We start from the raw sequence: 26,996 nt of genomic DNA, 5'->3' as shown, positions 1-26,996 counted from the left end.
GCCCCAGGGGCTGGTGGGCGACTACCGGCCATCGTGGCCTGGCCGCTTCCCTCTCCGTACGACGGCGGGCGGGGCCGCGCCGTACTCTTACCGAGGAGTAGCGCAGCGGGGGCGGGAGGGATGTCTGACGTGAGTGCAGTGAAGAGCAAACGGATGCCGCGCGCGGTGCGTGAGCAGCAGATGATGGACGCGGCCGTGCGGATCTTCGCGCAGCGCGGATACCGGGCCGCCTCGATGGACGAGATCGCGGAACTGGCCGGTGTGTCCAAGCCCTTGGTCTATCTGTATCTGAATTCCAAGGAGGAGCTCTTCACCGCGTGCATCCGCCGCGAGTCGAAGGCGCTGGTGGAAGCGGTGCGGGCGGGGGTGGAGCCGGGGAGTCCGGCTGACGGGCAACTGTGGTCGGGACTGCGGGCGTTCTTCACGCACACGGCGGAGAACCCGGACGGCTGGGCGGTGCTGCACCAGCAGGCGAGCTCGCACGGGGAGCCGTTCGTCAGTGAGGTGGGGGCGCTGCGCAAGGAGATCGTTGCGTTCGTGACGGGTCTGATCGGTGCGGCGGCGCGTGAGGCGCACAGTGATCCCGCGTTGCCCGACAGGGATGTGGCGGGGCTCGCGCAGGCGTTGGTGGGGGCGGCGGAAGCGCTCGCCGGGTGGGCGAACCTCACTCCCGGTGTCTCGGCCAAGGAGGCAGCGACCACCTTGATGAACTTCTCGTGGGCGGGTCTGGAGAACCTCATGCACGGGCGTGGCTGGCAGTCGCCGGCGGACTGAGCCGGCCCGCTCACCTCTCCCGGGTCACGCTGCCGGTGAGGTGGACGCGGTTGCCTCCGCGCAGCTGGAAGGTGGTGTCGTCGGCGGCGTAGGCGACGGTGGAGGGCAGCAGGACCGGTGCCTTGAAGTCCGCGCGCAGGGACCGGATCCGGCCCTCCGGCCCGCCGGCGCCGTTCCCGGCCTCCGCCAGGCAGCGGGCGACGGTCCACATGCCGTGCGCGATGTGCCGGGGGAAGCCGAAGAGCCGTGCCGTCACGGGGTGGAGGTGGATGGGGTTCCGGTCGCCCGACGCGGCTCCGTACCGCCGCCCGAGGTCGGTGGGCAGCCGCCACTCGGCCACGGCCGGCGGTTCCGGGGTTGTGGCCGGGGCCGGTGGGGCGGCGGTCGGTGTTCCGGTCGTGTGCCGGGACAGGTAGCCGCTGCGGGACTCCCAGACGAGCTCGCCCGCGAGCCGGGCCTCGGTCACCATCGTGACCTCGGTGCCGCGCCGGTGCGGTGCGAGTGCGGCGGCGTACACGGTGAGTCCGAGCGCGTCCGTCGGCTGGAGGGCCCGGTGCGCGGTGATCTCGATCCACGTGTGGACCAGTCCCAGCACCGGCAGGGGGAAGTGGCGGGCCGTCATCAGCCGCATGGCCAGGGGGAAGCCCAGGACGTGCGGGTAGGTGAGCGGCAGCGGGCCCGACTCGGCGAAGCCGCAGATCCTGCTGTACGCGGCGAGGGGCCCGGGGTCCATGCGCGCGGGCGGGAGCGTCGCGCGGTCGGCGGGCAGCGCGGCGCCAGGGCGTCCGGCGCGCTTGAAGGGTGAGGTGACGGCTCCGCGGACGAGGGAGAGGCCGAGGCCGGTCATGGTCACGCCCCCAGCAGGCTCTGGCCGCAGACCCGTACGACCTGGCCGTTGACCGCGCCGGAGGCGGGCTGGGCGAACCAGGCGGTGGTCTCGGCCACGTCGACGGGAAGGCCGCCCTGGGACAGGGAGTTCATGCGGCGCCCGGCCTCCCGGATGAAGAGGGGCACGGCGGCCGTCATCTTCGTCTCGATGAAACCGGGCGCGACGGCGTTGACGGTGATGCCGTGCTCGGCGGCCGCCCGAGGGGCCAGGGAGCGGACGAGGCCGATGATGCCGGCCTTGCTGGCCGCGTAGTTGGTCTGGCCGTTGTTGCCCGCGATCCCGGCGATGGACGCGGTGGCGACGATCCGTCCGCCGCGGCGCACGGTGCCGGACTCGATGAGGGCGTCCGTGGTGCGCAGGACGCTGTCCAGGTTGACGTCGATGACGGAGGCCCAGCGGTCGGCCGGCATGTTGGCGAGCCGGCGGTCCCGGGTGATGCCGGCGTTGTGGACGAGGACGTCGAGGCCGTCGGGGACGGCGGCGGCGATCAGTTCGGCGGCGTCGGGGGCGGTGATGTCCAGCGGCAGGGCGGTGGCGCCGAGGCGGGCGGCGGTGCGGACGAGCTCTTCCCGGGCCTGAGGGACGTCGAGGCAGATCACCTGGGCGCCGTCCCTGGCGAGGACGGAGGCGACGGCCGCGCCGATGCCGCGGGCCGCTCCGGTGACGAGTGCGGTGCGCCCGTACAGGGGGGCGGCCCAGTCGGTCACCTTGCCGGGCGCGTCGGCGCCGAGTTCGACGACCTGTCCGCTGACGTAGGCGGAGCGGGGGGACAGCAGGAAGCGGAGGGTGGACTCGGCCGACGCGGCGTCGGCCCCGGGTGCGAGCCGCAGCAGCTGAGCGGTGGAACCCCGTCCGATCTCCTTGCCGAGGGAGCGTACGAAGCCTTCGAGCGCCTGCTGGGCCGCCGCCTGGTGGTGGTCGTCGGGGGACGGAGCGGTGCCGAGGACGACGACGCGGCCACCGGGGGCCAGTGACCGTACGACGGGGTGCAGGGCGGCGTGCACGTCGGCGAGTCCGGCCGCGGTGGTGATGCCCGTGGCGTCCAGGACGACGGCGGCCGGGCGGTCGGCCCGGTCGGTGACCTTCAGGCCGGTCGCCGCGAGCACGCGGCCGAGGGTGTCGGAGTGGGCGGAGCTGCCCGCGGTGAGGTGGAGCAACGGCCCCACGAGGGAAGGGGTCTCCAGTGTCCAGCGCCGCAGCGGGATCGGCTGCGGCAGGCCGAGCCTGCGGGTCAGGAAGCGGCCGGGTGCGGTGCCGGTGAAGTGCAGATAGCGGTCGGCCATTGTCTGGACTCCTGCTCGGTCGTAGATTTACTCCGGAGTAAGGTTACTCAAGGGTCAGGAGTTGTCGAGATGAGTTGGTCGAGTTGATTCCCCTCGCACTTCCGCGGCCGCGCCGGGTCGCGGTCATCGGTGGCAGTCGCATTCCGTTCGCCCGCTCCGACGGCCCGTACGCGCAGGCGTCGAACCAGGACATGCTGACCGCCGCGCTGGACGGGCTCGTCGAACGCTTCGGCCTGCGGGGACAGCGGGTCGGAGAGTTCGTCGCCGGCGCGGTCCTCAAGCACAGCCGGGACTTCAACCTGGCCCGAGAGACCGTCCTGGGCTCGGCCCTGGACCCGCGCACTCCGGCGTACGACATCCAGCAGGCGTGCGGCACCGGACTGCAGGCCGTGATCGCCGCGGCCAACAAGATCACGCTCGGCGCGGTCGACTCGGCGATCGCGGGAGGCACGGACACCGCGAGCGACGCCCCCCTCGGGGTCAACGACCGGCTGCGCAGGATCCTGTTGGAGGCCCGCCGCGCCACGTCACCGGGCGCCCGGATCAAGGCGCTGGCCGCCGTCCGGCCCAGCCATCTCGTCCCGGACATCCCGCGCAACGCCGAGCCCCGCACCGGGCTGTCGATGGGCGAGCACGCGGCGGTCACCGCCCGGAAGTGGGGCGTGACCCGCGCGGACCAGGACCTGCTGGCCGCCACGAGCCACCAGCGGCTCGCCGCCGCGTACGAACGCGGCTTCCTGGACGACCTCGTCGTCCCGTACCTCGGCCTGGACCGGGACCAGAATCTGCGCCCCGGCTCCACGGTGGAGAAACTCGCGACGCTGAAGCCGGTGTTCGGCGCCGGTCACCCCGACGCGACGATGACCGCGGGCAATTCGACCCCCCTCACCGACGGCGCGGCCACCGTGCTGCTGGCGAGCGAGGAGTGGGCCGAGGAGCGCGGCCTGGAACCGCTGGCGTACCTGTCGCTGTACGAGACGGCCGCCGTGGACCACGTGAGCGGCGAGGACGGGCTGCTGATGGCGCCCGCGTACGCCGTGCCGCGCATGCTGGAGCGGGCCGGGCTGACCGTCGGGGACTTCGATCTCTTCGAGGTCCACGAGGCGTTCGCCTCCCAGGTGCTCGCCACCCTGGCGTCCTGGGAGGAGCAGGGGCTCGCCCCCGTCGACAGGACCAGGCTGAACGTGGTCGGTTCCTCCCTCGCCACCGGCCATCCCTTCGCCGCGACGGGCGCCCGGATCGTGGCGACCCTGGCCAAGCTCCTCGCGGAGCGGGACGCGCCCGGCCGGGGGCTGATCTCGATCTGCGCCGCGGGCGGCCAGGGGGTCACCGCGATCCTGGAACGCCCCTGAACCCCCGGGCCACCGCACACCCCTGAACCCCGCAGGCCACCATCCGTACGTGAACGACCCCGCGCACCCAGCAGCCGCCGAGGCGCCGGACCCCCAGGACGGGCCGGCGCCGGACCCCACGTCGAGGAGCCGCTCGTGTCCACGCCCGCCCCCGCCGCCGTACCCGCCGTACCCGTCCTGGTCGAACCGACCAAGGTCAGGGCGGCCGACGGCACCGTACGGGAAGTCTCCGTGCCGCCGCTCGCGCCGACCGTACGGCGCGGTTCGCTCGCCGAGATCCCCTTCGACAACGCCCGGGAGGCGCCCTCCGAGGCGGTCCTCAGCCGTAAGCAGGCCGACGAAAGCTGGCAGGACATGACCGCCGCCGCCTTCGCCGCGGAGGTCCAGGCCGTCGCCAAGGGTCTGATAGCCGAGGGCCTGCGGAGCGGTGACCGGGTCGCCATCATGGCCCGTACGACCTATGAGTGGACGCTGCTCGACTTCGCGTCCTGGGCGGCCGGCCTGGTCACGGTGCCCATCTACCCGACCTCGTCCGCCTTTCAGACGCGGTGGATACTCCAGGACTCCGGAGCCGTCGCCTGCGCGGTGGAGACCAAGGAGCAGGGGCGGCTGGTCAGCCAGGAGCGTCAGCAGCTCGGAGACCTCACGCACCTCTGGCAGTTCGACACGGGCGCGGTGAGCCGGCTGAAGACGCTCGGCAAGGACATACCCGACGAGGTCGTCGCGGCGCGTCGCGCCGCCCTGGAACCGGACAGCCCCGCCACCCTCATCTACACCTCGGGCACCACGGGCCGGCCCAAGGGCTGCGTCCTGACGCACGGGAACTTCTTCGCCGAGGTCGACAACGCCATCGAGCTGCTCCACCCGGTCTTCAAGTCGGTGTCGAAGTACCCCGCCTCGACCCTCCTGTTCCTGCCGCTCTCCCATGTCTTCGGCCGGATGGTGGCGATCGGCTGCATGCGTGCCCGCGTACGCCTCGGGCACGCGCCGTCCATCCGTACCGAGGACCTGCTCGCGGATCTGGCCGGCTTCAAGCCGTCGTTCCTGCTGGCCATCCCGTACGTCCTGGAGAAGGTCTACAACACCGGCCGCGCCACCGCCGAGAAGATGGGCCGTGCCTCGTCCTTCGACCGCGCGTCCCGGATCGCGCAGCGTTACGGCGAGGCGGTCGAGGCCGCCGAACACGGCACGGGCCCAGGCCCCGGTCTCGGGCTCCGCGCCGCCCGCGCCCTCTACGACCCGCTGGTCTACCGGCGCATCCGGGCCGCGCTGGGCGGCCGCGTCCGGTACGCGATCTGCGGCGGTTCCCCCCTGGGGAGCCGGCTCGCCGCGTTCTACGCGGGGGCCGGCATGCAGATCTTCGAGGGCTACGGCCTGACCGAGACCACCGCCGCCGCCACGGTGACCCCGCCCCTCAAGCCCCGCCTGGGCACGGTGGGCTGGCCGCTGCCGGGCACCGCCGTGCGGATCGCGGACGACGGCGAGGTGCTGCTCAGCGGGGGCCAGGTCTTCCGGGGCTACTGGGACACCGAGCGAGGCGGGGCCACGCCGTATCCGGAGGACGACTGGTTCCCGACGGGCGACCTGGGGGCGCTCGACGAGGACGGCTACCTCACGATCACCGGCCGCAAGAAGGACATCATCATCACGTCCGGCGGCAAGAACGTCACCCCCGCCCCGCTGGAGGACTGGCTGCGCGCCCACCCGCTGGTCAGCCAGTGCATGGTGGTCGGGGACAACCGCTCGTTCATCAGTGCCCTGATCACCCTGGAACCGGACGGTCTCGCCCACTGGCGCCGGATGCGGAAGAAGGAGGACGTCCCGCTCCACGAGCTGGTCGAGGACGAGGAGTTGCGCGGCGCGCTGCAACGGGCGGTCGACGAGGCCAACCGGCTCGTCTCGCGTGCCGAGTCCATCCGCAAGTTCACCGTCCTGCCGCAGGACTTCACCGAGGAGAGCGGCCACCTCACCCCGTCGCTGAAGCTGAAGCGGGACGCGATCACGCGGGACTTCGACGCGGAGATCGAGGAGTTGTACCGGAAGCAGTAGGGCGGGGTGCGCCTCCGGCGGATGTCCGGCAGGCGGACGGCGGGAAAATTCTGAACCACTGCAAAACGGACAGGGGTGCGGTTCCCGTACTTCCCCGGACCGCACCCTGGGGCATCAATTGGAAGGCGTGAGTTGACTCATGCCTTCGATGCTTCGGTTCAAGTTCCGTTCAGGTGTTGCTAGTCAAGGGTGAGGCGGCGGAGCCTCATCCTCCGGATGTGGATATCGCAGCGCATAACGTCCTGTCCATGACTGAGCTGGACGCGCGGCCACGGGCCGGAGACACGGTACGGGGAAGCGCCCCGGCCGACGGCGGCGTACGGGAGAAGGGCCTCGGCGGGAATTCCGTCGGCCTGATGGGCAGCGCCGTCCTCGGTATCTCCACCGTCGCACCGGTGTACTGCCTGACCTCCACCCTCGGGTCCACCGCGGGCGAGGTCGGTGTGCAGATGCCCGCCGTGTTCCTGGCCGGGTTCCTGCCGATGCTGCTGGTGGCCTTCGCCTACCGGGAGCTCAACAAGGCCGTGCCGGACTGCGGCACCTCGTTCACCTGGACGGTCAAGGCCTTCGGGCCGCGCCTGGGGTGGATGTGCGGCTGGGGGCTGGTGATCGCCACGATCATCGTCCTGTCCAACCTCGCCGGCGTCGCCACCTCCTACTTCTGGCTGCTGGCCGGCGAGATCTCCGGCAGCGAATCGATCGCGGCCCTGGACGACAGCAAGCCGGTCCACATCCTCACCTGCCTCCTCCTGATCGCCGTCGCGACGGCGGTCAGCTACCGGGGGATGACGGCGACCAAGGGCCTCCAGTACACCCTCGTGGTCCTCCAGCTCGTGGTCCTCGCGGTGTTCGTGGCGATGGCCGTCCGGAAGGCGGGCAGTGGCGACTTCGCCGCGACGTCCATGGACTTCTCCTGGTCCTGGCTGAATCCGTTCGCCGTCCGTTCCTTCGCCGCCTTCACGGCGGGACTGTCCCTCTCGATCTTCATGTTCTGGGGCTGGGACACCTGTCTCACCGCCAACGAGGAGACCACCGGATCGGCGAAGACGCCCGGCCGCGCCGCCCTCATCGCGATGGTCGTCCTGGTCGGCTCCTACCTCGCGACCGGCATCGCCGCCCAGATGGTCGTCGGCGCCGGCGACTCGGGTCACGGCCTCGCCGACCCGGACACCTCCGACAACGTCTTCGCCGCCCTCGCAGGCCCGGTCATGGGCCCCGGCCTCGGCATCCTGCTCTTCCTCGCGGTGCTGGCGTCAGCCGCCGCGAGCCTGCAGACCACCTTCATCCCGGTGGCACGCACGGTCCTGGCGATGGCGGCGTACGAGGCGCTGCCGGCCTCCTACGCCCGCGTCCACCCCCGCTTCCGGACACCCGGCAGGGCCACGGTCGTGGCGGGCGTCGCGACCGGGGTGTTCTACACGGTGATGACCCTGGTCAGCGAGCACGTCCTGATCGACACGATCTACGCCCTCGGGCTGATGATCTGCTTCTACTACGCGCTGACGGCCTTCGCCTGCGCCTGGTACTTCCGCGCCGACCTCACCCGCTCCGCCCGCGACCTCGTCTTCAAGGGCCTCTTCCCCGTCGTCGGCGGCCTGCTGCTCGCAGCGGTCTTCGGCAAGACCCTGTACGACATGTGGGACCCGGCGTACGGCTCCGGATCGTCCGTCCTCGGTGTCGGCTCCGTCTTCGTCATCGGTGTCGGGCTGCTGCTGCTCGGCGTGGTGCTGATGGAGGCCATGCGGCGCCGCGGCCCGGCGTTCTTCCGCGGCGAGGTGCTGACGAAGGAGACCCCGGTGCTCGTGGTGGGCGACTGAGCGGTTCGCACCGGCCGGGCCGAGTGGTCTCGGCGGCGTGTTCCACCGCATACCGTGGAGGCGTCACGGACGACGACGGAGGTGCCTCGCATGCGGATCGCCACAACGATCTTCCTCACCGACGAGACGATTACCCCGGTCCGGCTCGCGCGCGAGCTGGAGCAGCGGGGGTTCGCCGGGCTCTATCTGCCCGAGCACACCCACATTCCGGTGAACCGTGAGTCGCCGTATCCGGCGGGCGGCGAGCTGCCGGCCGAATACGGCCGCACCCTCGACCCCTTCGTGGCGTTGGGGCAGGCCGCGGCCGTCACCGAGCGCCTGGCCGTCGGTACCGGCATCACGTTGATCGCCCAGCACGACCCCATCGATCTGGCGAAGCAGGCAGCCACGCTCGACCACCTCTCCGGCGGCCGCCTCACGCTCGGCATCGGCTTCGGCTGGAACAAGGAGGAGGCCGCCGACCACGGCGTGGAATGGTCGACCCGGCGCGCCCTCGGCTGGGACCGGCTGGCCCTGATGCGTGCGCTGTGGGCGGACGAACCGACGGCGTACGAGGGTGAGTTCGGCTCCGTCCTGGCGAGCTTCGCCCATCCGAAGCCGGTGCAGAGGCCGCGCGGTCCGGTGAGCGGTCCGCGCACCCTGATCGGCGGGGCGGCCGGCCCGAAGCTGTTCGCGCGGATCGCTCAGGACGCGGACGGCTGGATGCCGATCGGTGGACGCGGGCTGTCCGAGTCCGTGCCGAAGCTGCGCAGCGCCTGGGAGGAGGCGGGCCGCGACCCGAAGCACCTCCAGGTGGTGCCCTACGCGGTCCAGCCCTCTCCGGGGAAGCTGGCGTACTACGCGGAGTTCGGCGTCGACGAGGTCGTCCTGCAACTGCCCTCGGCCGCGGAGACCGAGGTGCTGCGGGCACTGGACGCGTATGCGGCGTATCTGTGAAAAACCTGTGGACGGGAACCTGCCGGGGGCGATCTGCCGGTGGAACCGACAACGCTAAAATCGCATCTATCACCTCCGGACATCGATGGTGCGGCCCGTGTGCGTGTGTGCCCGGCTGCCTGGGAGCAGGAGCACGATGAACAGGCCATTGCGGCATATAGCCATTTTCTGTGGGCTGCTGATGCTGGCTCTTCTGGTACGGGCCAACTGGCTCCAGTACGCGGAGAGCGAGGAGCTCGCGACCCACGAGCACAACCGCCGTGTCAAGATCACCCAGTTCGCCACCCCGCGGGGGGACATCATCGTGGGCGGCAAGGCGATCACGGGGTCGAAGGCGGTCGAGGGGACCGACTTCAAGTACCAGCGCACCTTCAAGCAGGGCGCGATGTACGCCCCCGTCACCGGCTACGCCTCCCAGGCGCAGGGCATGTCCCTCCTGGAGAACACCTACGACACCATCCTCAGCGGCCAGGACGAGCGCTTCGCCTTCCGCCACGCCAAGGACATCCTCACCGGTGAGGAGAGGCGCGGTGGCGATGTGATCACCACCATCGACCCCAAGGCGCAGGAGGCGGCCTACAAGGGCCTGACCGACCTCGACGCCCGGGGCGCCGTCGTCGCCCTCGACCCGGCCACCGGCAAGGTCCTCGCCCTGGTCTCGACCCCCTCGTACGACCCCTCGGTCTTCGCCGGCAACTCCTTCAAGGAGGGCGACAAGTTCCAGGCCCTGGTCGACAACAAGGGCAAGCCGCTGGCCAACCGGCCGCTGCGCGAGACCTTCCCGCCCGGCTCCACCTTCAAGATCCTCACGGCCGCCGCGGCCCTGGAGCACGGCGTCGTCTCGGACGTCGACGCGCGGACCGACGCGGTGTCCCCTTACCCCCTGCCGCTGTCGTCGAGCAAGATCAGCAGCGAGGCGGGTGACCAGACGTGCAACAAGGCGTCGATGAAGACGGCCATGCAGTACTCCTGCAACAACGTCTTCCTGGACGCCGCGCTCAAGGTGGGCGACGAGGGGATGCGTGAGACGGCCGAGAAGTTCGGCTTCAATGAGGACGTCTACTCCGATGCCTTCGGCGACATGCTCGCCACGAAGAGCCTCTACCCCCAGGAACTGGACAAGCCCGGCACGGCCCTCACCGGCATGGGTCAGGGCAGCCTCACGAGCACGCCGATGCAGATGGCGATGGTCACGGCGGCCCTCGCCAACGGCGGCAAGCTGATGCAGCCGTACCTCGTGGACGAGCTGCGCGGCCCGGACCTGTCGACCCTGGAGAAGCACGAGCCCGAGCTGAAGAGCCAGGCGGTCTCCGAGGAGACGGCGAAGAAGGTCCAGGAAATGATGGAGTTCACCGCCAAGGAGGGCAGTGCGAAGCGCGCCCTGATCGACGGCGTGACGGTGGGCGGCAAGACGGGTACGGCTCAGCGTGGTGACGACGTGAGCAAGGAAGTCCCGTACGGCTGGTTCGTCTCGTACGGCAAGAAGTCCGACGGCCAGGCGGTCGCGGTCGCGGTGTTCATCGACCCGACCGCGATGGACATCTCGCGTTCCGACATCTCGGGCGGTGGCCTCGGTGGCCCGATCGCGAGGGAAGTGATGAAGGCGGCCCTCGGGAAGTAGGACGGGCTCCCGAGCAGACGGAGGCCCCCGCCCGGCGACGAGCCGGGACGGGGGCCTCCGTCGTGCGCGGGCCTGGGGCGGGTCAGCCGATGCGGCCCAGGTGGATCACGATGACGGTGACCTCGGTGTCCTCATGTGCACAGCTGTTCACTTCGGGCTGGTCCATCGGGTCGACGGCGAAATCGAGGGGTGTCGGCACCGTGTGGCGCGGCGTGGTGCCACCTGGTGCCACGTGGGTGTCGCTGCAGGTGTCACTGCAGCGTCTGCGCGTATGTGATGCCATGCCTCCTCTGTGAGCATCGATGCATTTACGCAGGTCAAGTGAGTGCTTGAGGGGTTCACCCTGAGTCCCTCCCGGGAGGGACTTGCGTGCGGCGCCATAGTGGTGCCACTATGGCGCTATGGACCTCACTCCGTATGTCGACACCCTCCGCCGTGAACTCGCGGTGGCCGCCGATGCCGGCGGCGACGCATCCCGCGAGCTGGCGGAGAGGCTCACCGCTCCTCTGGAGTCGGCGGCCCGGCTGACCATGCTCAACATGCTCGCCGCCGCGGCGGACGAGATCACCCGGGAGCTCGCCCCCGGCTCGGTCGACGTACGGCTGCGTGGGCTCGACCCCGACTTCGTGGTGACGCCGCCGCCCACCGACGGCGAAACCCTCGCCGAGCCGGCCGCACCTGCCGAGCCGCTCAGGGCCCCGGTCCCGGCCGACGGCGACGAGGGTGGCACCGCCCGGGTCAACCTGCGTTTGCCGGCCCACCTCAAGGCCCGCGCCGAGGAGGTCGCGACCCGGGAGGGGCTGTCGGTCAACGCATGGCTCGTACGCGCCGTGTCGGCCGCGGTCGACGGCGACCCCCGGCCGCGCACGCCGGAGAAGGCCCGCACCCTCGGACAGAGCTTCACGGGCTGGGTGCGCTAGCCGCACCACGTCACCCGCACCACCCACATCACGTCCCCGCCCCAGGCGGGGACGATCCCAAGACCCAAGAGGACGGGACAGCCATGCCTTCTTTCGACACTCCCGAACCGATCTCGGCCACGGCGCACGTGGAAGCCGGCTCCATCCAGTTCACCGCGGGCGACCGTCTCGACACCGTCGTCGAGGTCCTGCCCCGCGATCCGAAGAAGGACCTGGACGTCAGGACGGCTGCCCAGACCGAGGTCGTCTACGCGAACGGCGTCCTGGGCGTCCGGACGCCCAAGTCCGGCCTGTTCGGCCGCACCGGCGTCCTCGACGTGACGGTCGAACTGCCCGCGGGCTCGCACATCGGCGTGACGGGCTCATGGGCCCAGGTGCTGGGCGAGGGGCGTCTCGGAGAGGTCCAGGTGAAGACCTCCGTCGGCGATGTCCGTCTCGACACGACCGGCCCGCTGAAGGTGGCGGCGGCGCACGGATCGGTCACCGTGGACCGGGTCGAGGGTCTGGCCGAGGTCACCACCAGCTCCGGCAGTCTGCGCATCGGTGTCGTCGACGGCCCGGCCGTCCTGAAGAACTCGCACGGCTCCACGAACGTCGGTGTCGTGGCCGGTGAGCTGCGGGTGCGCGGTGCCAACGGCGACATCGACATCCGGCGTGCCGAGGACTCGGTCGCCGCCTTCACCGCGCACGGCCTGCTGCGGGTGGGGGAAGTGGTGCGCGGAACGGTCCAGTTGGAGACCAACTACGGCTCCATCGAGGTCGGCGTCCGTGCGGGTACGGCCGCCTGGCTCGACGCCCACTCGCGCTCCGGGCAGGTGCGCAACTCGCTCACCGCGTCCGATTCCCCGGAGGAGTCCGAGGACACCGTCACCGTCCGCGCGCGCACCCGGCACGGCAACATCGACGTCCGTCGCGCCAAGGTCTGACCCGGAAGGGCCCGCCACCTCGACGCGCCCACGCATCAGTCACTTCAGTCATCGCACTTCAGTCATCGAACGGGGTACTCCATGTCTTCTTCTGTCATGCCCATGTCTAAAAAGGGTGACGGTCCCCAGTCGCCTGCCGCCGTCTCCGCCGTCGGGCTGCGCAAGTCCTACGGCGACAAGACCGTCCTCGACGGCATCGATCTGCACATCCCGGCCGGGTCCGTGTTCGCTCTGCTCGGCCCGAACGGTGCCGGCAAGACCACCGCCGTGAAAATCCTCTCCACGCTGATCTCCGCCGACGGCGGACAGGCCCAGGTGGCGGGCCACGACCTGGTCGCCGCGCCTCAGGCGGTGCGTGCGGCGATCGGTGTCACCGGGCAGTTCTCGGCCGTGGACGGCCTGATCACGGGCGAGGAGAACATGCTCCTGATGGCGGACCTGAACCACCTCTCCCGTGGTGAGGGGAAGCGGGTCACCGCCGAACTCCTCGAACGCTTCGACCTGGTGGACGCGGCGAAGAAGCCCGCCGCCGGCTACTCCGGCGGCATGAAGCGCCGCCTGGACATCGCGATGACCCTGGTCGGGAACCCGAAGATCATCTTCCTCGACGAACCGACCACGGGCCTCGACCCCCGCTCCCGCCACACCATGTGGACCATCATCCGCCAACTGGTCGCCACCGGCGTGACGGTCTTCCTCACCACCCAGTACCTGGAAGAAGCCGACGAACTCGCCGACCGCATCGCGGTCCTCGACAACGGGAAGATCGCCGCCCAGGGCACCGCCGAAGAACTCAAACGCATGATCCCCGGCGGACACATCCGCCTCCGCTTCACCGACCCCGACACCTACCGCGACGCAGCCTCCACCCTCCACGAGGCCACCGCCGACGACGACGCACTCGCCCTGCAGATCCCCAGCGACGGCAGCCAGCGCGAACTCCGCTCCATCCTCGACTGGCTGGATTCGGCGGGCATCGAGGCCGACGAACTCACCGTCCACACCCCCGACCTCGACGACGTCTTCTTCGCCCTCACCAGCATCCCCACACAGAACAACCAGTCCAACCAGTCCAAGGAGGACGCCCGATGAGCAGCAGCACCCTCTCCCTCGCCGTACGCGACTCGTCCACCATGCTGCGCCGCAACCTCCTGCACGCCCGGCGCTATCCGTCCATGACCTTGAACCTGCTGCTCACCCCGGTCATGCTCCTGCTGCTCTTCGTCTACATCTTCGGCGACACCATGAGCGGCGGCGCGGGCCGCTCCGCGTACATCGCCTACCTCGTCCCCGGCGTCCTGCTCATGACCATCGGCTCCACGGTGGTCGGTACCGCCGTATCGGTGTCCACGGACATGAGCGAGGGCATCATCGCCCGCTTCCGCACCATGGCCATCCACCGAGGCTCCGTCCTCTTCGGACACGTCGCCGGCAGCGTCATGCAGGCCGTCCTGAGCGTCATCGTGGTCGGCGCCGTCGGCGTCGCCATGGGTTTCCGCACGAACGCCACCCCGCTGGAGTGGTTCGCGGCTCTGGGGCTGCTGGTCCTGGTCTCCCTGGCCTACACCTGGATCGCCGTCGGCATGGGCATGGGCAGCCCCAACGCCGAGGCGGCCAGCAACAACGCCACGCCCCTGATCCTGCTGCCCCTCATCTCCAGCGCGTTCGTCCCCCTGAGCGCCATGCCGGGGTGGTTCCAGCCGATCGCCGAGTACCAGCCCTTCACCCCGGCGATCGAGACCCTGCGCGGGCTCCTGCTGGGCACCGAGATCGGCAACAACGGCTGGATCACGCTTGCTTGGTGCCTAGCCCTCTCCCTCCTCGGCTACCGCTGGTCCAAGTCCCAGTACGACCGCGACCCCAAGTAGCCGGTGAGGAAAAGGAGTGCGGGGGCCCGCGCCAGGTGCGGGCCCCCGCTCGGTCACCTCCCCGTCGGGAATGCCGCGCGTCGGCCGAAGCCGACCGTGACGAGCGAGACGAGTGCGAGGGCGATCACCGCGGCGGGCAGGACCCGTGCGCCGACGCCCTCCACGATCACAGCTCCTGCCGCCCCGCCTGCGAAGATCGCCAGGTTGAAGACGGTCGTCAGCATCGAGTACGCCGCATCGGCGTTCTCTCCCGCGGCCTCGCCCATGGCCGTCTGCAACTGAGTCGCCGAGCCGCCGAACGCGAGGCCCCACAGGACGATTCCGAGCAGGGCGAGCACGGTGGACTGCTGCGCGGCGACCAGGAACACGCCGGCGACGGTGAACAGGGCCACGCTCGCCAGGGTGAGCCTGCGCAGTGTGCGGTCGATGAACACGCCGGTGACCCAGATCCCTCCAAGTGCGGCGACGCCAAAAACAAGGAGCGCGACGTCGGGCCGGAGCGTCAGGTGCATCTGGTGCAGGAAGGGGGCGATGTAGGTGTAGAGCAGGTTGTGCGCGAGCATCCAGATGAATACGACGGCGAGGACGGTCGCCACACCGGCCGTGCGCAGCACTCGGCCGAGCGGAGCCTGCGTCTGTGCCGACTGCCCTGGGGCGTCGGGCACGAGGAACTTCGCGAGGATCATGACGATGACGCTGAGCAGTGACATCGCGGCGAAGGACCAGCGCCATCCGGCCGCCGAGCCCAGCCAGGAGCCGAGAGGGGTGCCGACGGCCAGTGCGACCGGGGTTCCGGTCATGGCGATGGCGAGGGCGCGGCCGGCGCGCTCGGGAGCGACGATACGGCGGGCGTACCCGGCGAGCATGCCCCACAGCAGGCCGGAGAAGGCTCCCGCGAGGAACCGGGCGACGAGTGCGACGGCGAACGACGGCGCTACCGCGGTGACGGAGTTGGCGACGAGGAACCCGAGCAGACCGACGAGGAGGAGCGGCTTCCGCCGTGCCCCGCGCGTCAGCATGATCGAGGGGACGGCCGCCAGGACCGTTCCGATCGCGTAGGCGCTCACCAGCTGACCGGCGCCGCCTTCGGAGACGTCGAGTCCGGCCGCGAGCTGCGGGAGCAGTCCCGCCGGCAGCGTCTCGGTCATGATCACGATGAATCCGGTGCACGCCATCACCACCAGCGCCGGGACGGGGAACGAGCTGGACGCCCGTTCGCGGATCGGAGTGGTGCTGGTTGTGGTCATCGGGTGGACCCTCCCTGATTCTGGATCGATTGATCCGATATTGATCGAGGTGGTGGGAGGTGTCAAACTGGATCAGTCAGTCCGCAATGGAGGAGGTTTGCCGTGTCCCCTGTCGGCCGTCCCCGCGCTTTCGACCAGGAAGCCGTCCTGGAGGCTGCGATGCTGCTCTTCTGGGAACAGGGCTACGAGGCGACATCGCTGGCCCAGCTCCGTGAGGCCACGGGCCTGTCCTCAGCCAGCCTGTACGGCGCCTTCGGCTCGAAGGAGGGGTTGTTCGAGAGGGCTGTCGAGCACTACATCGCCGGGCCGGGCAGCGTCACCGATGTCGTGACGGACGAGGCGGCGAGCCCTCGCGCGGCTGTCGCCCGCCTGCTGCACGGGTCGATCGACATGCAGACCGACCCCTCTCACCCTCGCGGATGTCTCGTCGCCCTCTCGGGGACGGTGCGTGCGCCGGGAGAGGGGGAGTCCGGGCCGCACACGGCCGTAGTGGCGCGCCGGGCGGGGGACCGGGCGCGTATCCGGGAGCTCGTCGTACGCGGGGTCGCCTCGGGGGAACTCGCCGAGGACGCCGATGTGGACGGCGTCACCTCGATGATTCACGGCTTCCTGCTCGGCGTTTCGGTGCAGGTGTGTGACGGCGTGCCGGCCCGCGACCTGCACGCCGGGGCCGATGCGGTGCTCGCGGACTGGAACACGCGAGGACAGTGACGCTCGCCTGCGGCACGCGAAAGGGCCGGGCCCTCCACCCCTGATGGAGAGCCCGGCCCGTTCGCAGGAGACCTGAGCGGTGGTGCCGGTGGTCAGGACCGGGTCAGCGCTTGATCTCCTTGATCTTGAGCATCCGCGTGATGACCTTGTCGAGTTCCTCGTCCTTGAAGACGTTCTTCCAGTCGTCGCGGACGATCGACTCGCGCCCGTAGTCCATCGCGATCAGGCAGGCGTCGGAGAACGGGTTCGAGCCCTTGAGGGTGTTGGCCAGCGCGACCTGCGTGTGGCCGAGCAGCATGGCGCGGGCCGCCTTCTCCGGGACGCCCACCGTGTGGACGGTCTCGTGGAGGGCCTCGGTCAGCAGTGCGCCGACCATGCAGGCGATCGTCTCGACGAGGGTCGGCTCCAGGACCGCGAGCTGCTTGACCGTGACCCAGTGGACGTCGATCACGGGCGCGTACATCACGCGGATGACCGAGTCGGCCAGCTCCTGCTTGGCGGCGTCACCGCCCTCGTACGCGGCGACGACCTCCTGCGGGGCGGCGATGCCGCCGAAGGTGTCCTGCCACTCCTCCTTGGTGGTGCGCTCCAGGAAGACGGACGGGTGGCAGGGGTGGGCGCAGGCGTAGTGGATGTCGTCGCGGGAGAACAGCAGTCCGGCGTAGGCGGCGGCAGGGTCGAGCGTGAGGACGACGGTGCCCGGCTGCATCAGCGGCACCAGTTCCTCGGACACCTTGCCGAGGACGACGTCGGGGACGGCGAGGATGACCACGTCGGCCCGGGCGGCCGCCTCGGCGGACTCGGTCAGCTCGCGGCCCAGGCCGCGGATCAGCTCCTGGCCCTTGGGGGACGCCTCGCTGAAGAGCACCCGGAAGTCGCTCTCGACCAGGTTGTCGGAGACGCGCCGGCCCATCTTGCCTGCGGCTCCGATGACGGCGACGGTCTTGGATCCGGTGGCCATTACTAGCTCCTCAAAAGGGTGTTGATGCTGTGCCGGGTCCACTGGTCCTCCAGGCGGGCGGTTTCCTCGAAATCGCCCTGCCAGGGGAGCCAGTGCTCCACGATCTGGTTGATGCCCCGCTCGTCCGGCCTGACCGTGTCGGTCATGTGGCCGTAGTCGAGGAGGCCCTCGCCGAGAAGGCAGCCGGCGAAGGTGAAGCCGACCCAGCCGTCGCGGCGGGAGAAGGAGAAGTCCTTGACGTGGATGTTCACCACGTAGGGGGCGGTGGCCTCGACGACGTCCACCGGGCGCTCCAGCCGGGCGACGCTGTTGCCAGGGTCGAGGACGACGCCGAGGTGGGGGCTGTCCACTCCGCGTACGACGGACAGCAGGTCGTCGGTGGAGACCTGCTCGTAGGTCTCCAGGCCGAGCGTGACGCCCGCCGCCGCGTAGGCGGGGACGGCCTCGCGCAGCAGGGCGGTGGCCTCCGCGACGGTCGGGCGGTGGTCCGCCGTGTTCAGCATCGAGCGGACCAGGGTGACGCCCAGGCGCCGGGCGATGCGGAGGTAGGTGGCGAGGTGTGCCGTGCGTACGCCCCGGGTGCCCAGCTCCAGCGTGATGCCGTGGCCGGCGGCCGTGGCGCGCAGGGCGTCGAGCTGGTCGTCGTCGTACGTCTCGATCAGCGGGTAGTCGCAGATCTGGAAGACCGTGCCGCCCGTCTCCCGGGTCTGCGCGAGCATCTCGTCGAGCGTGAGCGGCCGGGGGGCCTTGTCCGAGATGCGCCAGAAGAAGGCGTAGGTGCTCAGGCCGTAGGACATGGGACGGCTCCTTCCCTGGTCTCGTCGAGGATGCGTTCCACCGCTGCCGGGTCGTGCGCGAAGCGGCCGAGGAACAGTCCGTCGACGCCCGATCCCAGGTCGGTGAGCAGGCCGGGGCCGGCGCTGCCGCCGTAGATCACGCGGCTGCCGGTCAGCGCGGGCTGGGTGGTGAGCCATGCCGTGAGGGCTTCGCAGACCGTACGGATGTGCTCCGGGGACGCGGGCCGGGGGGCGCCGATGGCCCACTGCGGTTCGTACGCGAGGACGACCGGGGCGAGGGGGCCGTCGTGGGCCGCCGTGGCCAGGATGCGTTCGGCCTCGGCGACCGTGCGGGCGGCGGCTTCGGAGGGGGACACCTGGTCGAGCTCGCCGACGCAGAGCACCGGCGTCAGCCCGTTGCGCAGGGCGGCGGCCGTCTTGGCGGCGACGACCGTGTCGCCCTCGCCGAAGAGCCGGCGGCGCTCGGCATGGCCGACCTCGGCGTAGCGGGCGCCGATCTCGTGCAGGTGGGCGCCGCTGACCTCGCCGGTGTACGGACCGGAGTCCTCGGTGGCCAGGTCCTGCGCCCCGGTCCGTACCTCCGTACCGGCGAGGATGCCGGTGACGGGGACGAGCGCGGGGAAGGCGGGCAGCACGAACAGTTCGGCGGTGCCGCTGGTGACGGCCGGGTGCCGGGCGGCCAGATCCGCGATGGCGCGGGCCCAGTTGAGGGTCTCGTGGTGGCCGAAGTACATCTTCAGGCTCACCCCGATCGTGACCCGGGGGCGGTTCCGCCCGGTGTTGTTCTGCGCGACGGACATCAGGCTGCGGCTTCCTGCTTGTTCTCGTAGTCGTCCATCAGCGCGACCTTGGCGGCGGACGCCGACGCCTCGTCGAAGCGGTACGTCAGCCACTCGGCGGCCAGTCGGCGGGCCAGCTCCAGGCCGACGACGCGCTGTCCGAAGGTCAGGACCTGGGCGTTGTTGGAGAGGACCGCGCGCTCGACGGAGAAGGAGTCGTGGGCGGTGACGGCGCGGATCCCCTTGACCTTGTTCGCGGCGATGGCCACCCCGAGGCCCGTGCCGCAGACCAGCAGGGCACGGTCGGCCTCGCCCCGGGCGACCATCTCGGCGGCGGCGATGGCGACCTTCGGGTAGGCGGTGTGCCCGTCGGAGTCGACCCCCACGTCGGTGACGTCGGCGACGAGGCCGCTGGCCTCCAGGTCCTTCTTGAGGGCTTCCTTGTACGCGTAGCCGGCGTCGTCGGAGCCGACGACGACGCGGAGCTTGTCGGACCGCTGGCCGGGCTGCTTTTCGGACATCAGTGCTTCTCCAGTGTGGGTACGAACACGCCGTGCACGGCGCGGACGATCAGGGCGAGCGAGTGGGCTCCGGCGTCCGGAGTGCCCAGGCTCTTCTCTGCGTGCGGGCGGGCGCGGCCCATTCGGGGCAGCAGGTCCGCGGTGGCCCTGGCGGCGGCGGACGCGGAGTGCGCGGCCGTGTCCCAGGCGGTGGCCAGGGGCTGTCCGGCCTCGGCGGCGGCGGTGAGCGCGTAGGAGAACGGGACGAGGACGTCGACCATGGTCTTGTCGCCGACCTCCGCCTTTCCCAGCTCCATCACGCCGGCCGCAGCCCGGGCGACCCCGGTGGCGACCACGGGGGCGGTGGGCCGCTCGGTGTCGCCGAGCGTGGTGCCGAGTGCCCGGAGGATGACGCCCCAGAGGGCGCCGGAGGTGCCGCCCGCGCGGTCGGCCCAGGCGTCGGCCGCCCGTTGCAGGAGCGTTTCCGCGCCGGCTCCGAGCGACTCGGCGCGCACCGCGGCCTCGTGGGCGCCGGTGGAGCCGCGCTGCATGCCGATGCCGTGGTCGCCGTCACCGGCGACCGCGTCGATCCGGCCGAGCTCCTCGGCGTGGAGGTCGACGGTGTCCTTGAGGACGCGCAGTGCGGTCAGCACCGTGCGTGCCGTCTCGCGTGATGCGTCGGTGGCCGGCGGGACGGTGTCCGCCGCCGCCTCCTCGGAGGGGTCCGGGACGTACGGGTCGGCGGCCTCGACGGCGCCCTTGCGGTAGGCGGGGGCGTCGGCCGGGGCCGTCCACAGGGGCTCCAGCTCGTCGGTGAGCCAGCACAGGGTGAGCGAGACACCGGCCATGTCGAAGCTGGTGACCAGCTCGCCGACCTCCGGGTCCACGGTCTGCACACCGGCCTCGTCCAGGAGCTGGGCGACCCGGCGGTAGACGACGAACAGCTCCTCGTACTTCACCGAGCCGAGGCCGTTGAGGATCACCGCGGCACGCTGTCCGCGCGGCGAGCCGACGCCTTCGGGGAGCTCGCCGAGGACGGTGGAGACCAGGAGTTCGGCCGCCTGGTCGGCGGTCGGCACCGGCCGCTCGCCCATGCCGGGCTCACCGTGGATCCCGAGCCCCACGGCCATGCGGCCCTCGGGCACGGTGAACAGGGGGTGGTCGGCGCCCGGCAGCGTGCAGCCGGAGAACGCGACGCCGAAGGAACGCGTACGGACGTTCGCCAGTTCGGCGATCCTGGTCACCTCGTCCAGGGGCTGCCCGGCCTCGGCCGCCGCCGCTGCCGTCTTGAAGACGACCAGGTCCCCGGCGACCCCTCGGCGCTTGTGGGCCTCGTCGGCCGAGGCGCTGGACATGTCGTCCGTGACGCCGAGCGCGCGGGTGGGTATGCCCTCGGCGGTCAGCCGCTCGGCGGCCTGGCCGAAGTGCAGGACGTCGCCCGCGTAGTTGCCGTAGGCGAGGAGGACCCCGCCGCCGGTCTCGGCGGCACGGGCGACCTGGCGTACCTGGTGTGCGGAGGGCGAGGCGAAGACGTTGCCGACCGCCGCGCCGTGGGCGAGGCCCTGGCCGACCAGTCCGGAGAACGCCGGGTAGTGGCCGGAGCCGCCGCCGACCACCACGGCGACCTGGCCGGGGGCGGTGCGGGTGGCCCGGACCACCCCGCCGGGGACCTGGCGGACCCTGCGGGGGTGGGCGGCGACGAAGCCTTCGAGTGCTTCGTCGGCGAAGGCGGCGGGGTCGTTGGTCAGGCGGGTCATCAGCGAACCTCTGCGAGAGGCCGGCCGTGGTGCGCGTCCCGGCCCTTGGACCGGTTGGCGAGCCACAGCATCAGCGCGGCGGACATGAGCATGAAGGCCCCGACGAGGAACAGCGGCAGGTAGTAGGCCCCGCTGAAGTCCTTCAGCCAGCCGGTGACGTAACCGGCGGCGAAGCCGGCCACGTTGCCCGCGGTGTTGATCAGGGCGATACCGGCCGCGGCTGCCGCGCCGGTCAGGAACTGCGAGGGGATGGACCAGAAGACCGGCAGCGCGGCAAAGATCGCACAGGCGGTGATGGTGATCACGGCGACCGTGGCGGCCGGTGAACCCATGTAGAGGGCGATCGGGATGGAGACCCCGCCGACGACGGCCGGTCCCGCGATGTGCCACGTGCGGACGCCGTGCTTGGTCGCGTGACGTGACCAGAAGTAGAGGACGATCGCGGCCGGGAGATAGGGGATGGCCGTGATCAGGGCCTTGTCCATCACGCTGAACGTCGTGCCGAACTGCTCCTGGAAGCCGTTGATGATCGTCGGCAGGAAGAAGGCGAGGGCGTACAGGCCGTAGATGAAGCCGAAGTAGATGAGGGCGAGGGTCCAGACGCGGCTGTTGGTGAAGGCGGCCTTCAGAGCCTCCTTGCCGTGGTTGCTCTTCTCGTCCGCGCCGGTCTTGCCGGCGTTCTCGGCGGCGAGCTCCTTCGTCAGCCAGTCCCGCTCCTCCGAGTTCAGCCACTTCGCGTCGGCCGGCTTGTCGATGAGGTAGAACCAGGCGACGACGCCCAGCAGGATCGCCGGGATGGACACGCCCAGGAACATCACGCGCCAGCCCTCGAGGCCGAAGAGTCCGTGCTGGTTGATGAACCAGCCGGCCAGCGGTGCTCCTATGACGGTGGTCAGGGGCTGCGCCAGGTAGAAGAGGCCGAGCACCTTCGTACGGTGCCGGGAGGGCACCCACTGGCTGAGGAAGAGGATGGCGCCGGGGAAGAAGCCGGCCTCGGCGACACCGAGCAGGAAGCGGAGCGCGTAGAGCTGCTCGCTGTTCTGCACCCAGGTGAAGAGGAGGGCGACGACGCCCCAGCTCACCATGATCCTGGCCAGCCAGCGGCGGGCACCGAACTTGTGCAGCGCCATGTTGCTGGGCACTTCGAGAATGATGTAGCCGACGAAGAAGACCCCCGAGGCGAAGCCGAACTGGGCCGCGGTGAGTGCGAGGTCCTGTCCCATGCCGTTCGGCTCGGCGAAGGAGACGGCCGTGCGGTCCAGGTAGTTCACGAAGAACATCAGGGCCACGAAGGGGACGAGCCGGATCGAGACTTTCCTGATCGCCGACTTCTCGATGGCTGAATGTGCAGTGGCGCCCATGGGGAGACTCCTCGCTTGCGGACCGCTCTGTCCGGTTCTGTGTCTACTCCGGCGGGCGTGATCGAACTGTTGAAGCACGTGTTTCCAGCCGGTGAACAACTCCAAGCTAGCCCTGGATCTTAAATTGGTCACCAATTTACCAAAGTGACGTAGGTCGCTCCCCTGAGCTCTTCTCCTGGACCGATGAGCGCGTTATCGTCCGCCCGCTCCGGGGCTCCACCCGCCTGTCTGGTGTACTGGTCAGCGTGTCCACGCAGCCCGAAGCGCCCGATTTCACGTCACTTCTGCGCCCCGTCGTACGGGAGTCCTCGGTCAGTGAGGTGGCCAAGCGGCTCCTCGATCACCTGTCCGAGGGGAACCTGAAGCCGGGTACGCGCCTGCCCGCCGAGCGTCAGCTCGCCGACGCCCTCGGCGTCGCGCGCTCCAGCGTGCGCGGGGCGCTGTCCGCACTCGACGTCCTGGGCATCATCGAGATCAGGCCCGGCTCGGGCTCGTACGTCCGCGAGGGGACCTCGGAGTTCCTGCCGCGGGCCATCAACTGGGGCCTGATGCTCGGTCAGCGCCGCACCCAGGACCTGGTCGAGGTCCGCACCTTCATGGAGGGCATGTCGGCACGGCTGGCCGCGGACCGGGCGTCCGAGGAGGACGTCGAGCGGCTCGAGTCGCACCTGGAGCGGATGCGGGAGGCGGGGACGGACGTCAAGGCGTTCATCGACGCCGATATCGCCTTCCACCTGGAGACCGCGAACATCGCGCGCAACACGGTGCTCAGCGACATCCTGCACTCCATCCGGGCGCTGCTCCAGGTGTGGATGGAGCGTGCGGGAGACATCGAGGGCACGGTCAGCGGGACGCTGCACGAGCACGGGGCCGTGCTCGACGCGATCCGGGCGGGGGACCCCGAGGGGGCGGACGCGGCGATGGCCGAGCACATGAGGCTGGCGAGTGACCGGCTGAGGCTCTCGCTCAGCGGCGACGACGACTGAGCGACGGGGCGGGTCCGGGGGTCACTCCCCGGCCACCACCGCCGCCGGGACCTCCCGCCGCCCGGCACCTCCCAGCAGCGCCGGCAGTTCGGTCAGCGCGTTGATCCGCCAGTCCGCCGTCTCCACGACGTCCGGGTGGTCCGCCCACCAGTGGCCGTACGGCCCACGGCGGATGTGGGCCGCCCGCAGCCCCGAGGACTTCGCCGGGAACAGGTCGTCGGCGGGGTGGTCGCCCACGTAGAGGGTCGCCTCCGGTGAGGCACCCGACACCTCCAGCACGCGGGTGAAGAACTCCCGACCCGGCTTGGACGCACCCCACTCCTCCGAGGTGACGACCAGATCGGCCGGCAGGTCCAGCGCCCGCAGCAGTTCCCCGGCCCGGGCCGTCCGGTCGCCCGCCACGACGACCCGCAGGCCGAGCGAGCGCAGCTCGGCCAGGGCGGGGCGCACGTCGGGGTAGAGGTCCGTCTCGTCCAGGTGCTCGCCCCGCCCGGCCGCCGCACGGGCGTGGTACGCCTCGCGGACGTCCATGTCGGGGCGCAGGACGCGCAGTGCGTCGGTGCAGTCGCGGCCCTGTACGACGGCGGCGCCGACCAGTGCGCTGACCGTGTGGGGCGGGACCCCGAGCCAGTTGGCCCACGAGGACCAGTGCCGGTCGTCGCGGACGAGGGTTTCTCCGATGTCGAAGACGATCGTTTCCATCACCCCTCCGAGCCTACGGGGCAAGACGGACATAACGTCCAAGGCGCCAGTGCCGGAGGGGTGGTTACGCCGGTGAGAGGCCCTGGTCCGTACGGATCGACGCGCTCGTATGCTCGGGTCATGACCGATCCTCAGCGCCCCACGACCAACGCCATGCGGCGCGCCCTCCGGCGGGCCCGCGACGGCGTCGCCCTCGACGTGGCCGAGGCCGCAGTCCTGCTCCAGGCGCGGGGGGACGACCTGACCGACCTCGCCGCGTCCGCCGCCCGGGTCCGGGACGCGGGTCTCGACGCCGCCGGGCGGCCGGGAGTGATCACGTACTCCCGCAAGGTCTTCATCCCGCTGACCCGGCTCTGCCGTGACACCTGCCACTACTGCACCTTCGTCACCGTGCCGGGGAAGCTCAGGCGCGCCGGCCACGGGATGTTCCTGTCCCCGGACGAAGTCCTCGACATCGCCCGCAAGGGTGCCGAACTGGGCTGCAAGGAAGCCCTGTTCACGCTCGGCGACCGCCCCGAGGACCGTTGGCCCGAGGCGCGGGAGTGGCTGGAGGCCGAGGGGTACGACGACACCCTGGCGTACGTACGCGCCATGGCGATCCGGGTGCTGGAGGAGACCGGCCTGCTGCCGCACCTGAACCCCGGTGTGATGACGTGGACGGACCTGCAGAGGCTCAAGCCCGTCGCACCGTCCATGGGCATGATGCTGGAGACGACGGCGACCCGGCTGTGGTCGGAGAAGGGCGGCCCGCACCACGGGTCCCCGGACAAGGAGCCGGCCGTCCGGCTGCGGGTGCTGGAGGACGCGGGCCGGTCGAACGTGCCGTTCACCACGGGCATCCTGATCGGGATCGGCGAGTCGTACGAGGAGCGCGCCGACTCGCTCTTCGAGCTGCGCAAGACGGCCCGTGCCTACCACGGCATCCAGGAAGTCATCGTCCAGAACTTCCGCGCCAAGCCCGACACCGCGATGCGCGGGATGCCGGACGCCGAACTGGAGGAGCTGGCCGCCGCGATCGCCGTCGCCCGCCACATCCTCGGCCCCTCGGCGCGCATCCAGGCCCCGCCGAATCTCGTCGACGCCGAATACGCCCTGCTGATCGGTGCGGGCATCGACGACTGGGGCGGCGTCTCACCCCTCACCCCGGACCACGTGAACCCCGAGCGCCCCTGGCCGCACATCGACGAGCTGGCGGCCCGCACCGCCGAGTCCGGCTTCCAGCTGCGCGAACGCCTCACCATCTACCCGGAGTTCATCCAGCGGGGCGAGCCCTGGCTCGACCCCCGCCTCGTCCCGCACGTGCGGGCGCTCGCCGACCCCGACACCGGCCTCGCCAAGGAGGGCGTGATCCCGGTCGGGCTGCCCTGGCAGGAGCCCGACGAGGGCTTCAGCGCCTCCGGCCGCACCGACCTGCACCGCACCATCGACACCGAGGGCCGCACCGGCGACCGGCGCGACGACTTCGACGCGGTGTACGGCGACTGGGAGGCCCTGCGCGAGGCCGCCGCCCCCGGCATGGTGCCGTCCCGCATCGACGCCGACGTACGCCAGGCCCTGAGCCAGGCCGCCGACGACCCCACGAAGCTCACCGACGACCAGGCGCTCGCCCTGCTGCACGCCGACGGACCGGCGCTGGACGAGCTGTGCCGGATCGCGGACACCCTGCGCCGCGACGTGGTCGGTGACGAGGTCACCTACATCGTCACCAGGAACATCAACTTCACCAACGTCTGCTACACCGGCTGCCGTTTCTGCGCCTTCGCCCAGCGGCGTACGGACGCCGACGCCTACACCCTCTCCCTGGACCAGGTCGCCGACCGTGCCGCCCAGGCCTGGGACGTCGGCGCGGTCGAGGTCTGCATGCAGGGCGGCATCCACCCGGACCTGCCCGGCACCGCGTACTTCGACATCGCGCGGGCCGTGAAGGAACGCGTGCCCGGCATGCACGTCCACGCCTTCTCGCCGATGGAGGTCGTCAACGGCGCGTCCCGCACCGGCATGTCCACCCGCGACTGGCTGACCGCCGCCAAGGACGCCGGGCTCGATTCCATCCCCGGCACCGCGGCGGAGATCCTGGACGACGAGGTCCGCTGGATCCTCACCAAGGGCAAACTGCCGACGGCCGACTGGCTGAAGGTCATCAGGACGGCCCACGAGACGGGCCTGCGCTCCTCGTCCACGATGATGTACGGCCATGTGGACCAGCCCCGGCACTGGCTCGGCCACTTCAGGACGCTGGCCCGCCTCCAGCAGGAGACCGGCGGCTTCACGGAGTTCGTGACCCTGCCGTTCATCCACACCAACGCCCCGGTCTACCTGGCGGGCATCGCCCGCCCGGGCCCCACCGACCGCGACAACCGTGCCGTCACCGCGATGGCCCGTCTCCTGCTCCACCCGCACATCACCAACATCCAGACCAGCTGGGTGAAGCTCGGCGCGGAGGGTGCGGCGGAGATGCTGCGCTCGGGCGCCAACGACCTGGGCGGGACCCTGATGGAGGAGACCATCTCCCGCATGGCGGGATCCAGTTACGGCTCGTACCGCTCGATCCAGGACCTCGTCGCCATCGCGGACCTCGCGGGCCGGCCGGCGAAGCCGCGTACGACGCTGTACGGCGAGGTCCCGGAGGAACGCGTCACAGCGGCGACGGCCTCGGACGGCCACCTGCCGGAGCTGCTTCCGGTGCTGCCGCAGTAGCGGGGCACATGTCTGCTTCCGGAGCCCGGCCAGCTCCGGAAGCAACTGCTCGCAACTGCCCTT

The 26,996-nt window shown here is 70.8% G+C and carries 24 protein-coding genes; 13 read left to right on the top strand and 11 right to left on the bottom strand.

All coding sequences use genetic code 11. From position 1 onward, the window contains the following. Positions 1-129 precede the first annotated feature (129 nt). A complete protein-coding gene (locus ABT001_RS01295) occupies positions 130-774 on the top strand; it encodes a TetR/AcrR family transcriptional regulator (protein WP_351270510.1) in 645 nt (214 codons plus the stop codon). A 10-nt stretch (positions 775-784) separates the two neighbouring features. Here the strand turns inward: ABT001_RS01295 and ABT001_RS01290 are convergent, their stop codons facing one another. Beyond that, positions 785-1,621 (bottom strand): MaoC/PaaZ C-terminal domain-containing protein, encoded by an 837-nt coding sequence (locus ABT001_RS01290; RefSeq protein WP_351270738.1) that lies wholly within the window; start codon positions 1,619-1,621, stop codon positions 785-787. A 2-nt stretch (positions 1,622-1,623) separates the two neighbouring features. Continuing rightward, entirely contained in the window at positions 1,624-2,946 is a 1,323-nt protein-coding gene (locus ABT001_RS01285) for a 3-oxoacyl-ACP reductase (RefSeq protein WP_351270507.1), read from the bottom strand. Positions 2,947-3,020: 74 nt separating this feature from the next. On the opposite strand from ABT001_RS01285, the gene ABT001_RS01280 reads away from it, so the two are divergent. From ABT001_RS01280 to ABT001_RS01260, 5 genes are all read left to right on the top strand, one after another. Then, positions 3,021-4,298 (top strand): acetyl-CoA C-acetyltransferase, encoded by a 1,278-nt coding sequence (locus tag ABT001_RS01280; protein WP_351270504.1) that lies wholly within the window; start codon positions 3,021-3,023, stop codon positions 4,296-4,298. 135 nt (positions 4,299-4,433) lie between these two features. Further along, positions 4,434-6,347, top strand: coding sequence for an AMP-dependent synthetase/ligase (locus ABT001_RS01275; RefSeq protein ID WP_351270501.1), 1,914 nt, complete (start codon positions 4,434-4,436; stop codon positions 6,345-6,347). A 248-nt stretch (positions 6,348-6,595) separates the two neighbouring features. Next, a complete protein-coding gene (locus ABT001_RS01270) occupies positions 6,596-8,164 on the top strand; it encodes an APC family permease (RefSeq protein WP_351270498.1) in 1,569 nt (522 codons plus the stop codon). Positions 8,165-8,254: 90 nt separating this feature from the next. Beyond that, entirely contained in the window at positions 8,255-9,100 is an 846-nt protein-coding gene (locus ABT001_RS01265) for an LLM class F420-dependent oxidoreductase (RefSeq protein WP_351270495.1), read from the top strand. Positions 9,101-9,236: 136 nt separating this feature from the next. After that, positions 9,237-10,721, top strand: a complete 1,485-nt coding sequence (locus ABT001_RS01260) for a peptidoglycan D,D-transpeptidase FtsI family protein (protein ID WP_351270492.1) — start codon at positions 9,237-9,239, stop codon at positions 10,719-10,721. 82 nt (positions 10,722-10,803) lie between these two features. Here ABT001_RS01260 and ABT001_RS01255 read toward each other — a convergent pair whose 3' ends face one another. Further along, positions 10,804-11,004: a hypothetical protein gene (locus ABT001_RS01255; RefSeq protein WP_351270489.1), complete on the bottom strand. Its 201-nt coding sequence runs from the start codon at positions 11,002-11,004 to the stop codon at positions 10,804-10,806. A gap of 118 nt (positions 11,005-11,122) precedes the next feature. On the opposite strand from ABT001_RS01255, the gene ABT001_RS01250 reads away from it, so the two are divergent. The 4 genes from ABT001_RS01250 (at position 11,123) to ABT001_RS01235 (ending at position 14,435) form a co-directional block, all read left to right on the top strand. After that, positions 11,123-11,641: a hypothetical protein gene (locus ABT001_RS01250; protein ID WP_351270487.1), complete on the top strand. Its 519-nt coding sequence runs from the start codon at positions 11,123-11,125 to the stop codon at positions 11,639-11,641. Between the two features lie 83 nt (positions 11,642-11,724). Then, complete coding sequence (locus ABT001_RS01245) at positions 11,725-12,567, top strand: DUF4097 family beta strand repeat-containing protein (protein WP_351270485.1); 843 nt, start codon at positions 11,725-11,727, stop codon at positions 12,565-12,567. Between the two features lie 96 nt (positions 12,568-12,663). Continuing rightward, positions 12,664-13,659, top strand: coding sequence for an ATP-binding cassette domain-containing protein (locus ABT001_RS01240; RefSeq protein ID WP_351270483.1), 996 nt, complete (start codon positions 12,664-12,666; stop codon positions 13,657-13,659). Continuing rightward, complete coding sequence (locus tag ABT001_RS01235; protein WP_351270480.1) at positions 13,656-14,435, top strand: ABC transporter permease; 780 nt, start codon at positions 13,656-13,658, stop codon at positions 14,433-14,435. The genes ABT001_RS01240 and ABT001_RS01235 overlap by 4 nt, the downstream gene beginning before the upstream one ends. A gap of 53 nt (positions 14,436-14,488) precedes the next feature. On the opposite strand, the gene ABT001_RS01230 is transcribed toward ABT001_RS01235, so the two are convergent. Continuing rightward, complete coding sequence (locus ABT001_RS01230) at positions 14,489-15,682, bottom strand: MFS transporter (protein WP_351270477.1); 1,194 nt, start codon at positions 15,680-15,682, stop codon at positions 14,489-14,491. A gap of 102 nt (positions 15,683-15,784) precedes the next feature. On the opposite strand from ABT001_RS01230, the gene ABT001_RS01225 reads away from it, so the two are divergent. Next, positions 15,785-16,393 carry a TetR/AcrR family transcriptional regulator gene (locus ABT001_RS01225; protein WP_351270474.1) on the top strand — a complete coding sequence of 203 codons (609 nt, stop codon included), beginning with the start codon at positions 15,785-15,787 and terminating at the stop codon, positions 16,391-16,393. A gap of 103 nt (positions 16,394-16,496) precedes the next feature. On the opposite strand, the gene ABT001_RS01220 is transcribed toward ABT001_RS01225, so the two are convergent. From ABT001_RS01220 to ABT001_RS01195, 6 genes are read right to left on the bottom strand one after another with little or no spacing between them, the layout of a single operon-like run. After that, the gene (locus ABT001_RS01220; RefSeq protein ID WP_351270472.1) at positions 16,497-17,354 is read right to left on the bottom strand and encodes a phosphogluconate dehydrogenase C-terminal domain-containing protein; all 858 of its coding nucleotides are present in this window, start codon (positions 17,352-17,354) and stop codon (positions 16,497-16,499) included. A 2-nt stretch (positions 17,355-17,356) separates the two neighbouring features. After that, a complete protein-coding gene (locus tag ABT001_RS01215; RefSeq protein ID WP_351270469.1) occupies positions 17,357-18,151 on the bottom strand; it encodes a sugar phosphate isomerase/epimerase family protein in 795 nt (264 codons plus the stop codon). Beyond that, positions 18,136-18,951, bottom strand: coding sequence for a triose-phosphate isomerase family protein (locus ABT001_RS01210; protein ID WP_351270466.1), 816 nt, complete (start codon positions 18,949-18,951; stop codon positions 18,136-18,138). The genes ABT001_RS01215 and ABT001_RS01210 overlap by 16 nt, the downstream gene beginning before the upstream one ends. After that, positions 18,951-19,451, bottom strand: coding sequence for a ribose-5-phosphate isomerase (locus ABT001_RS01205; RefSeq protein ID WP_351270463.1), 501 nt, complete (start codon positions 19,449-19,451; stop codon positions 18,951-18,953). The genes ABT001_RS01210 and ABT001_RS01205 overlap by 1 nt, the downstream gene beginning before the upstream one ends. Then, positions 19,451-21,187 carry a dihydroxyacetone kinase family protein gene (locus ABT001_RS01200; RefSeq protein WP_351270461.1) on the bottom strand — a complete coding sequence of 579 codons (1,737 nt, stop codon included), beginning with the start codon at positions 21,185-21,187 and terminating at the stop codon, positions 19,451-19,453. Before ABT001_RS01200 ends, ABT001_RS01205 begins: the two co-directional genes overlap by 1 nt. After that, positions 21,187-22,548, bottom strand: a complete 1,362-nt coding sequence (locus ABT001_RS01195) for an MFS transporter (RefSeq protein WP_351270458.1) — start codon at positions 22,546-22,548, stop codon at positions 21,187-21,189. The genes ABT001_RS01200 and ABT001_RS01195 overlap by 1 nt, the downstream gene beginning before the upstream one ends. A 245-nt stretch (positions 22,549-22,793) precedes the next feature. On the opposite strand from ABT001_RS01195, the gene ABT001_RS01190 reads away from it, so the two are divergent. Further along, complete coding sequence (locus tag ABT001_RS01190) at positions 22,794-23,534, top strand: FadR/GntR family transcriptional regulator (protein ID WP_351270456.1); 741 nt, start codon at positions 22,794-22,796, stop codon at positions 23,532-23,534. A 21-nt stretch (positions 23,535-23,555) separates the two neighbouring features. Here ABT001_RS01190 and ABT001_RS01185 read toward each other — a convergent pair whose 3' ends face one another. Next, entirely contained in the window at positions 23,556-24,236 is a 681-nt protein-coding gene (locus ABT001_RS01185; RefSeq protein ID WP_351270736.1) for an HAD family hydrolase, read from the bottom strand. A 120-nt stretch (positions 24,237-24,356) separates the two neighbouring features. On the opposite strand from ABT001_RS01185, the gene ABT001_RS01180 reads away from it, so the two are divergent. After that, positions 24,357-26,933: a bifunctional FO biosynthesis protein CofGH gene (locus ABT001_RS01180; protein WP_351270454.1), complete on the top strand. Its 2,577-nt coding sequence runs from the start codon at positions 24,357-24,359 to the stop codon at positions 26,931-26,933. The last annotated feature ends 63 nt before the right edge of the window (positions 26,934-26,996 follow it).

The sequence above is a fragment of the Streptomyces sp. NPDC002793 genome (assembly GCF_040295485.1).
Taxonomy (GTDB): Bacteria; Actinomycetota; Actinomycetes; order Streptomycetales; family Streptomycetaceae; genus Streptomyces.
Note: the sequence above shows the minus strand (reverse complement) of the source record. Positions and strands in the feature narration are given on the sequence as shown.